The organism is Thiohalomonas denitrificans, from assembly GCF_016841685.1.
In the GTDB taxonomy this organism is placed as follows: Bacteria; Pseudomonadota; Gammaproteobacteria; order Thiohalomonadales; family Thiohalomonadaceae; genus Thiohalomonas; species Thiohalomonas denitrificans_A.
Map to the genome: position 1 here is coordinate 37,435 of NZ_JAENYR010000023.1, position 9,229 is coordinate 46,663.

At 60.2% G+C, this 9,229-nt stretch carries 9 protein-coding genes; 4 read left to right on the forward strand and 5 right to left on the reverse strand.

Annotated elements, in window-relative coordinates; translation table 11 throughout:
* Nucleotides 1–237 precede the first annotated feature (237 nt).
* From Q7L05_RS07065 to Q7L05_RS07085, 5 genes are read right to left on the reverse strand one after another with little or no spacing between them, the layout of a single operon-like run.
* Entirely contained in the window at nt 238–1,032 is a 795-nt protein-coding gene (locus Q7L05_RS07065; RefSeq protein ID WP_303904005.1) for a metal ABC transporter permease, read from the reverse strand.
* Complete coding sequence (locus tag Q7L05_RS07070) at nt 1,029–1,595, reverse strand: ATP-binding cassette domain-containing protein (RefSeq protein ID WP_303904008.1); 567 nt, start codon at nt 1,593–1,595, stop codon at nt 1,029–1,031. The genes Q7L05_RS07065 and Q7L05_RS07070 overlap by 4 nt, the downstream gene beginning before the upstream one ends.
* A complete protein-coding gene (locus tag Q7L05_RS07075) occupies nt 1,592–2,497 on the reverse strand; it encodes a metal ABC transporter substrate-binding protein (RefSeq protein ID WP_303904010.1) in 906 nt (301 codons plus the stop codon). Before Q7L05_RS07075 ends, Q7L05_RS07070 begins: the two co-directional genes overlap by 4 nt.
* Nucleotides 2,498–2,511: 14 nt before the next feature.
* Entirely contained in the window at nt 2,512–3,903 is a 1,392-nt protein-coding gene (locus Q7L05_RS07080; protein ID WP_303904013.1) for a TonB-dependent receptor, read from the reverse strand.
* A gap of 35 nt (nt 3,904–3,938) precedes the next feature.
* On the reverse strand, nt 3,939–4,265 hold the full coding sequence (locus Q7L05_RS07085; RefSeq protein WP_303904015.1) for a hypothetical protein: 327 nt from the start codon (nt 4,263–4,265) through the stop codon (nt 3,939–3,941).
* A gap of 165 nt (nt 4,266–4,430) precedes the next feature.
* Between Q7L05_RS07085 and Q7L05_RS07090 the strand changes: the two genes are divergently transcribed.
* The 4 genes from Q7L05_RS07090 to Q7L05_RS07105 all read left to right on the forward strand — a co-directional run bounded on the left by Q7L05_RS07090 (nt 4,431) and on the right by Q7L05_RS07105 (nt 9,115).
* Nucleotides 4,431–5,555 carry a GGDEF domain-containing protein gene (locus Q7L05_RS07090; RefSeq protein ID WP_303904018.1) on the forward strand — a complete coding sequence of 375 codons (1,125 nt, stop codon included), beginning with the start codon at nt 4,431–4,433 and terminating at the stop codon, nt 5,553–5,555.
* Nucleotides 5,556–6,083: 528 nt separating this feature from the next.
* Nucleotides 6,084–6,980, forward strand: coding sequence for a DNA-binding transcriptional regulator OxyR (gene oxyR, locus Q7L05_RS07095; RefSeq protein WP_411293324.1), 897 nt, complete (start codon nt 6,084–6,086; stop codon nt 6,978–6,980).
* Between the two features lie 304 nt (nt 6,981–7,284).
* Nucleotides 7,285–7,704 carry a rubrerythrin family protein gene (locus Q7L05_RS07100; RefSeq protein WP_092994260.1) on the forward strand — a complete coding sequence of 140 codons (420 nt, stop codon included), beginning with the start codon at nt 7,285–7,287 and terminating at the stop codon, nt 7,702–7,704.
* 64 nt (nt 7,705–7,768) lie between these two features.
* The gene (locus tag Q7L05_RS07105; protein ID WP_303904027.1) at nt 7,769–9,115 is read left to right on the forward strand and encodes a heterodisulfide reductase-related iron-sulfur binding cluster; all 1,347 of its coding nucleotides are present in this window, start codon (nt 7,769–7,771) and stop codon (nt 9,113–9,115) included.
* Nucleotides 9,116–9,229: the final 114 nt, after the last annotated feature.

Consider the following 9,229-nt stretch of genomic DNA (forward strand, 5'->3'; position numbering starts at 1 on the left):
GAATGGCTCATTGAAATCGTGTTTGTCCAATGGAAATCAGGTCTTTTCCATTGCATCGAACATGTTTGCCGTCCCCCGAACCCGTTTTCGTTTTAATGATCCTGAAGCGATTTCGTCATCCTGGTTCGCTTGGCGACTTCGTTCTCACCGCCAACTGCATTCAGGTGTCCATCGGATTCGGTCGGGTGGCCAAGATGTTGAAGAAGTTGGCAGCGAGGCGACGCATAAGAAGGTTGCCTATATTGAACGGCCTCGGGCCGTTTCGACCAATGCCATCCCGATCAGAAGGAGCGCCACTAATGCCGGTCCGAAGGGCTGATCGAAATAGAGGGCGAGGGCAAAGGCGATCAGGTATCCGAGGGTGCCGGTTACCAGCGCGATGATCAGTGTGCCACGCCAGCTTGGCGCGGTTCGGAAGGCTAACCAGGGAGGGAGGAAGACCAGGGCGAATGCGCCCATGAGGCCAACGGTCCCCGTGCCGACGGCCATTCCCACTGCTACCAGCAGATCAAATCCCAAATGCCAGCGCCAGGCGAACCGATGGTTGGCTTGCCCCTGGCCGGGGAAGAATTCCGTTCGAATCAGGTGTGGCATCAGCTTGGGAAGCAGGGCGATGGTCAATAGCATCAGGAGTGATGCGGCCACCAACTGCGCGGTGCCGGCAAAGTAGAGTTGCCCTTCGACGAGGGCGTGTCCCATTGAACTGCCGAGGGTGGTGTTGGCGGCGAGGAGCAGGGTGGTGCTCCAGCCTACCAGGATCATGGCGGCGTAAATGGTATTGCCTTGAATGCGGCCGAAGGTTTTCAACAGAGCGCCTGCGGCGGCCCCCATCGGCCCGCCCGCTACCGCCGGAATACCGAATGCGAGTCCCGCCAGGGCACTGGCGCCCGCCAAGTGGGCGAGCCCGAGTGCCGCCAGCCACTCATTGCGCAGGCGCAGCAGTACGCCGATCAACGGGAGCACTGCGGCAAGGATCAGACCGACCAGAAAGGGGATCTGAAACAGGGGATCGATCAGTGCGTCGGGATTCATGGCTTCAGCTCCAGTACGCGACTGCACGCTGCCCTGAGAAATTCACGTTCATGGCTGACGAGCAGGACCGTGCGGTGTTTCGACTCTGCACGCAGGATTTCGATGAGGAGGCTTTCGCTTTTCGGATCCAAATTGTTGGTGGGTTCGTCCAGCAGGACCAGGTCGGCGTGGCCCCCAAGCGCAGCCCAGACACTCAGCAATTGAAATTGCCCGCCGCTCAATTCATCGATACGCCGGTTGAGCCAGGACCTGAGCCGTTCGGGTGGTGATTCTCGATCGGCCCCGGCATAGTGCAGGTACTCCCGGCCGGTGAACGGCATCTCCTCCCGGCGAACCGGTCGCTGGTCCTGGAAAGCAAGGTTCAGTCCGTTCGCCTTGTACAGCGTGCCGGAAAAGATCCGGGCGCCGCCGACCAGGGATTTGAGAAGGGTCGATTTACCGGAGCCGTTCGGCCCCCAGAGTCCGACCACTTCGCCGCGGGCGAGGGTAAACGACAGCGGGCCGGAAACCGGTCCGCCGTAGCCTGCCGTCAGAGCTTCGGCCATGAGCAGTGGTCGGGTCACGGCCGGTTTGCCGCGAGCGCCACCACCCAGCGCTCGATATGGGCCAGATAGCCTTTGCCGTCCGCCTCCAGGGGCGGTTCGGTAGTCAGGCTGACCCGTTTCCAGCCCAGGGTTTGCGCCAGCTTTTCGGGGGCGCGGGATGAATAATAGGGCGCATGGATCACCATCCCGTCCCTGTCCGAGAGCCGCTCTGACAGCTTGCGGATATGTCGGGCCGTGGGAGGAACGCCGGGGACCGGCTCTATGTAGCCCAGGATGGGCACACCCAGACGGGCGAACAGGTAATCGGCATCCCTGTGATAGAGCAGGGCACCGGGCGCATCCGCTACCGCAGCCTTCCACCCCGGCAGATGCTGGTTTATTTCCCGAATGAATGCTGCGGCTCGCTGGCGGAATTCCTCTGTGTGGTTCGGCGTCAGTTCCGCGAGTCGCTCGGCGAGCGCTTGGGCGATGTCGGCCATGCGCAGTGGATCCATGTTTACATGGGGGTTGCCGGTGGGGTGTACATCACCATGAGCCCGATCGGCAGAAGCCCCGGCGCCATCCAGGGGAACTTGTGCTGCAGCTTCAAAATAGCCGCGGCGGCCGGGCAGGATTGCCGGATTCGCCGCCTGCCGGAGGGCGACCGGCAGCCAGCCGGTCTCCAGTTCCGCACCGATGGCGACCACCAGATCCGCGCGGCGCAGATCCCGAATCATGCTCGGGCGGGCCTGCAGGTGGTGGATGTCCCGGTCCGGCGGTGCCAGTACCGTCAGGCGAGTGTGATCGGCCCCCACCTCCCGCACCAGAGCGCCCATGGAGGAGCTGGTAGCGACCACATTCAGGGTTTGTGCGTGGGTACCGCCGAGCAGGAATAGGGCCAGAAGGGGCAGTACAAGGATTGGTATTTTGCGTCGTGGCATGGCCATACTCCTCTCTAAAAGGTATGGGCACCGTGGGCACCCAGGCTCATCGTGTACTGCAGGTAGACGGTATCGAAGGTCTCCCGCTCCTGTTCCACGCTCATGTCGGCCCTGGAGTATTGCAGGCGCAGCTGTGAGAATTCACTGGGCGTCCAGCTGAGGGCGGCCGTCCAGCGGCTGGAGTCGTCATACTCGTCCAGGGTGGCTCCGCCGCTCTCCTTCCGGTTTTCGAACACGCCTACCCGGTCGTAGCGCAGTCCCGCCTGCCAGCGCGGGGCAATGCCGTAGAGCCCCTGGAGATAGAAGCCGTCCTCCGTGAAGCGGCGCTCGGCACCGACTATCGAAGCATTGGATTCGTGGTAGGCCACATGCAGTTCCTTGCGTTGCCACAGGTACTCGGCCTGGAGCTTGATGTCGCCGGCACCGTAGCCGCGCCCGGCATCGTACTTGTAGATGCTATCCAGACCCCACATCGAGGCATCGCCTTCCAGGGCATGCTCCACCGGTTCCTCGTGTTCTTCCTGATGTTGGCCCGCCCAGGCGCTCCAGCCGCCGAGTTGCAGGGCGTGGTTGTAGCCCAGCTCTGGGGAGACCTTTACGAAGGCGGTGGCCAGACGCGGCCCCCTCTCCTCGTCATCGAGATTCAATGGGTCGCCCTCTTCGACGAGCGCCCCCAGTTTTTCCTGCTCGCCCTGCAGCAGCTCCAGTCCGAACAGGGTGTAGGTGTTCCAGTCGGGTAGCCAGGTGACCTGCGCCCCGGTATCCCGAAGGCCGTGGTCGCCCAGCAGATTGAGGTAGGCCAGGTTCTGGTCGACGAAATCCCACTGGTGGGGGTGCTGATTGTTGGCGTAACCGATATCGGAGAAAAACTTGCCCGCCTTCACCTTCAGTCCCGCCGGCAGGCCGCGGGTCTGCAGCCATGCTTCCTCCAGCTCTACATCGCCATCGGAGGAGATGGCCAGGTTGGCGGTTGCGTCGAAGTAGGGATCGACCGTGGCCGAGAAGACCAGCTCGGTGTCGCCGAGATTGAAGCCCTGCTCGGAGCCACCATGTTCGTGACCATGGCCATCATCATGCCCGTGGGCATCGTGAATACCGTCGGCAGCGCCAAACCGCTTCGCGCCTTCGCCGTCGATGCTGTCGGCGTAGTAGTTGCCGTTCAGGATCAGTGAAATTTGCGGGTTGAATTTCGTGCCCGAAGTCACTGCACCATAGCTTGGCCGTTCGTCGGCGCGGGAAGCTTTATACGCTTGCTGCGCTTCGAGCTCGGCGATGCGCTCTTCATAGTCGGTTCGCATCTGTTCGAGTATGCGTTTGATGCCGGTGATGTCGGCCTCGGCGTGAGCACCCACCGGTAGTGCCAGCGCCGCAGCAATGGCGGCGCTGATAAGCGTTCTGTCGTTCATGGTATTCCCCTGGTGATAAAATGATCGGTTTCCGGTTATGAACCGTGCGCCGGTGGTGCGCGGCCTTGGTAACCGGAAATCCACCGCACAATCAGGGGTGTCTGCGTCGCTGCTTTCGGGGCGACGCCGGATAGACGTGGAAAGGAAAGAGGGGAAGGGGTAGTGGAATGGGTGTGCGCCAGACCGCCGCCCACCAGGCAGATTTCACAAGCGGCTTCATCGGAGCCGCTGGAGAGGTGTTCCAGTTCATGGCCGAAAAGCCAGGACTGCGCCCCGAGCAGCGCCAACGCGAACAGCAGTACCGCCCAGCCACGGTGGCAGCGTGAGGGGCTGTGTCGGGGTGTATCCGCGAAGCGATGCATTGATTCGGGGCGGCTAAAAAATGTTATGTTATAACGTGCCGTAACTCCTGACAACAACGACCTGGAGATCGATCGTAAGCCCCGCAAGACCCATGGTTGTGCTAGTTAAACGGTAATGAGTGAGTAGGGCACAGGGAGAATGAGCGATGCAGGCGGGAGGAGGCCTTGAGGCGTGCCGTTAGTGACCTGCTGTGGGTAGTGGTCCTGGGGATCCTTTTTGAAGTGTCGTTTATGGTGCTTGGGGGCCCCCATTGGCTGCAGCAGCGGCTGGGTCCGCTTGAACCGGGCTGGTGGTGGAGCATTTTGCCGCTTTTTTCCGTCTGGGGAGTGCTGCTGGGATGGTATGCGTATCGGAGCGCTTATAGGGAACGGGACGCGGTACGCGAACTGAAACGGTTGCGTGAGAGCGAATATCGCCTCATGGAGGTGGCCGGCACGGCGGCGGAAGGGCTGCTGCTGTTGGACTCCAATGGCCTTTTGCTGTTCATGAACCCGGAGGCGGAACGCCTGCTCGGTTGGTCATCGGCGGAGTTGATGAACAAAAATATCCATCAGCTCATCCACCGCCATCAACGGGAACCGGTTCGATTGAAGGAGTGCGGTGTTCAAAGGGCCTTGGTCGAGGGGCGGACCCAACGAGTGGAGGAAGACACGTTTATCCGCAACGACGGCTCCCGGCTGCCCGTGTCCTATGCGGCCGCGCCGATGGTGCGGGAAGGGCGGATTGCCGGGGTAGTCGTTGTTTTTCAGGACATCACCGAGCGTAAGCGGCTTCGCGATGAACTCCGATATCAGGCCACGCACGACGCGTTGACGGGTTTGGTCAATCGGGTTGAACTGGAGCGGTGTCTGGTGCAGGAAATCGAGCGCGCGGAGCGTTATCAGCATTTCCTCACCCTACTGATGGTGGATATCGATCACTTCAAGGTGGTGAACGACACCTACGGCCACCGGACAGGCGATGCGGTGCTGAAGGCGTTCGCGACACGCCTGAACGAGCACGCCCGCCGTACCGATACTGTGGTGCGCTATGGCGGCGAAGAATTTCTGCTGGTGCTTCCGGAAACTCCGATCGAGGCTGCTATGGCACTTGCTGAACGGCTGCGCGTCTCGCTGAACGAGAAACCCCTTGGGGTTCCTGGCATGAATCAGACGCTAACCGCCAGCATCGGTGTCGCCGCTTATCCGATCCACGGCACAACCGATAATGAACTCCTCCGGGCTGCTGACGGGGCCATGTATGCGGCCAAGCAGAGCGGACGTAACCGGATCTGCTCTGCGGTTGACTGAACGCACAGCCGGTCGGATTGGGAGGTTTGGCTCCTACGGAGGACAGGCGCCTTTGATTCATGACTCCACTCCATGGATGAAACGCACCGGCACTGCACGTTCCTAATTATCCTGGTTAAGAGAACCTCTAAAAATTCATTTTTCGTCACTCCCGCGAAAGCGGGAGCCCAGTAAAATCAACGGCTGGGCTCCCGCTTTCGCGGGAGTGACGAATTTATAGAAGTGCCCTTCGAATTTATAGAAGTGCCCTTAAAGGTGCATCCCGTATACGGAGCACGGCCTTATCGGTAAGATTGTTTAGTGTCGAACCGTAACTACTCACCCCCTCCGTCATCCCCGCGTAGGCGGGGATCCAGGGTTGGCGGGTGAGGCTGTAATTCCTATCAATGCCCGTCATCCCCGCGTAGGCGGGGATCCAGAGGACAGAAGCATGGCTCAAAATGGATCCCCGCCTATTGACGGATTTCCCGGGCCATGCGTGATCACCCGGGCGAGCAGTTACGTCGAACTTTCCTATGGGTGTGGTCGATGAATCTGCGGGATCTTGAATATCTGGTGGCACTGGATGAGGAGCGCCATTTCCAGCGTGCCGCGGACCGCTGCTACGTGAGTCAACCGACCCTCAGCGGGCAGGTCAAGAAGCTCGAGGGTGAGCTGAATGTCTCGCTGGTAGAGCGCAGCGGCCGAAAGATCGCTATGACGGAAGCGGGTCTGGCGATTGCCGGGCAGGCCCGCCGGGTCCTCGCGGAAACACGCACCATCCGAGAGTTGGCCGCCGGCTTCCGAAATCCGATGGAGGGCGACCTGCACATGGGCGTAATCCCCACCGTGGCGCCTTATCTGCTGCCGCTGTTCATACCGCATCTGCGGCGCCGTTATCCGGCTCTCAAACTTTTCCTTCACGAGCACCAAACGGCCGTTTTGCTTCAGAAATTGCGTGATGCGGAGCTGGAACTGCTGCTGCTTGCGTTGCCCGTGGAAACCGACGAGTTCGTCGAAAGTGACCTTTTTCGCGAGCCCTTTCTCTTGACCGTGGCCGAAGATGACCCGCTCGCCAAGCGTGAGCGGGCGTCTCTCGATCTGCTGGAGGGCCTTGAGGTGATGCTGCTGGAGGAGGGGCACTGCATGCGAGGCCAGGCGCTCGATGTCTGCCTGACCGCAGGCGCCCGCGAGCATCGGGGATTTCGGGGGACCAGTTTGGAGACCCTGCGACAAATGGCCGCCGAGGGGATCGGCATCACGCTGATGCCGAAGCTCGCCACCCTGCGGGAGCGAAACCATGAGGGACCGATTCGTTATATCCCCTTTGAGGAGCCGGAACCTACCCGGCGCATCGGGCTTCTTTACCGCAAGGGGAGTTACCGGGAGGAGAGTTTCGCTGCCATCGGGGAAGTGATTCGCGAGTCCGTCGCCACCAGCCTCTAACCCTGCCAGCCTGGCCCCTGCCGGCTTGGCGGGCCCCCTCATTTCAATCATAGGCACAGCCTATCAAACCCATCGGAACATTCGATTGCAATATTTTTAGACTCATTCTATATTCCATATTGCCCATGCGGATTATTTAACCGATAACGTAACTACTCACCACCTCCGTCATTCCCGCGTAGGCGGGAATCCAGAGAACAGAAGCATGGCTCAAAATGGATCCCCGCCTACGCGGGGATGACGGATTTCCTGGGCCGTGTGCGATCGCCCGGGCGAGCAGTTACCCGATAACAAGGAGAGCAATATGGAACTGAAAGGCAGTAAGACTGAAGAGCATCTCAAAGAGGCCTTTGCAGGCGAGTCCCAGGCCAACCGTCGCTATCTCTATTTCGCTTCCAAGGCCGATATCGAAGGCTTCAACGATGTTGCCACCGTGTTCCGCTCCACGGCAGAAGGTGAAACCGGCCATGCCCATGGCCACCTGGAGTACCTGGAGGAGTGCGGCGATCCGGCAACGGGAATGGCCTTCGGTGCCACCGACGCGAACCTGAAGACGGCGGTTGCCGGCGAGACCCACGAGTACACCGACATGTACCCGGGCATGGCCAAAACCGCCCGTGATGAAGGTTTCGATGAAATCGCCGATTGGTTCGAAACCCTGGCCAAGGCGGAGCGTTCGCACGCCAACCGCTTCCAGAAAGCCCTGGATAATCTGGAAGGCTGATAATGTGCACCGGAGCCCTTTCGGCTCCGGTGCGCCTCTCGAATGCACGTGAGGAGTAAACAGAATGTCTGCACCCACCGAGTCTGTAAAAGAAGGCAACCTGAAGGCGCCGACCCGGCATCCGCTGGATTGGAAGGGGGCTGGATTCTACGACGAGGGAAACCTGTTTCAGGAGATGGAGCGCGTGTTCGATCTCTGTCACGGGTGCAGGCGCTGCGTGAGCCTCTGTCAAAGCTTTCCCACCCTGTTCGATCTGGTAGACGAGTCGGACACGATGGAAGTGGATGGTGTGGCGAAGGATGACTACTGGAAGGTGGTCGATCACTGCTATCTGTGTGACCTCTGCTACATGACCAAGTGTCCCTATGTGCCTCCACACGAGTGGAATATCGATTTTCCGCACTTGATGCTCCGCGCCAAGGCGGTCAAATTCGGAAAGGGTGACGTCAAAACCCGTGACCGAATCCTCACCAGTACCGATGCGGTGGGTAGCCTGGCGGGTATTCCGGTGGTGGCGGGGTTCGTCAACGCGGCCAACAAGGCGAAGCCCACCCGTAAATTGCTGCAATCGGTTCTCGGCGTCCATGCCGATGCCCGGCTGCCCGAATACCACTCGAAGACGCTTCGCTCCCGACTCGCGGATAGTATCGGCCGCACGGCCGAAGGTGAGCCGGCCGGCCCCACCAAAGGCAGGGTGGCCCTGTTTGCTACCTGCTACGGCAATCGCAATGAACCGGTGATTGGTGAAGATCTGGTTGCGGTGTTCGAGCATAACGGTATCCCCGTGACCATGGCCGAGAAGGAGCGGTGCTGCGGCATGCCCAAGCTGGAGCTGGGCGATCTCGAGGCGGTCGAGAAGGCCAAACAGGCTAATATTCCGATACTCGTCCGGCTGGTGGATGAGGGTTGGGATATCGTCGCACCGGTGCCCTCCTGTGCACTCATGTTCCGACAGGAGCTGCCGTTGATGTTTCCCGATGATGAGGCCGTGAAAAAGGTGGCGGCGGCCATTTTCGATCCCTTCGAATATCTGATGCACCGTCAGCGGGAAGGCAATCTCAACACGGAATTCAGGAATCCACTGGGTACGGTGGCCTATCACAGCGCCTGTCATCAGCGTGTGCAGAATGTGGGGCCCAAAACCCGCGATATCCTGCAGTTGATCCCCGGTACCAAGGTGGAAATGATCGAACGTTGCTCGGGCCATGACGGTACTTATGCAGTCAAGGAGGAGTTTCACCAGGCCTCGATGAAGATTGTCCGGCCGGTGGTGAACCGGGTGAAGAAGGCCGAAGCGGACCATTACGGGAGCGACTGTCCGATGGCGGGGCACCACATCGCCCACGGCATGGCCGACGGCAGCGAGACCGAGCACCCGATGAGCCTGCTGCGCAAGGCGTACGGGATTTAGACTAAACCCCAAAACGGATCAGCCACAGAGAACACAGAGGGTAACTACTCACCCCCTCCGTCATTCCCGCGTAGGCGGGAATCCAGAGGACAGAAGCATGGCTCAAAATGGATC

Excerpts from the sequence above, each read along its gene's own strand:
- Q7L05_RS07065 (WP_303904005.1), bottom strand. The coding sequence starts at position 1,032 with ATGAATCCCGACGCACTGATCGATCCCCTGTTTCAGATCCCCTTTCTG.
- Q7L05_RS07075 (WP_303904010.1), bottom strand. The coding sequence starts at position 2,497 with ATGCCACGACGCAAAATACCAATCCTTGTACTGCCCCTTCTGGCCCTA.
- Q7L05_RS07080 (WP_303904013.1), bottom strand. The coding sequence starts at position 3,903 with ATGAACGACAGAACGCTTATCAGCGCCGCCATTGCTGCGGCGCTGGCA.
- Q7L05_RS07085 (WP_303904015.1), bottom strand. The coding sequence starts at position 4,265 with ATGCATCGCTTCGCGGATACACCCCGACACAGCCCCTCACGCTGCCAC.
- oxyR (WP_411293324.1), top strand. The coding sequence starts at position 6,084 with ATGAATCTGCGGGATCTTGAATATCTGGTGGCACTGGATGAGGAGCGC.
- Q7L05_RS07100 (WP_092994260.1), top strand. The coding sequence starts at position 7,285 with ATGGAACTGAAAGGCAGTAAGACTGAAGAGCATCTCAAAGAGGCCTTT.
- Q7L05_RS07105 (WP_303904027.1), top strand. The coding sequence starts at position 7,769 with ATGTCTGCACCCACCGAGTCTGTAAAAGAAGGCAACCTGAAGGCGCCG.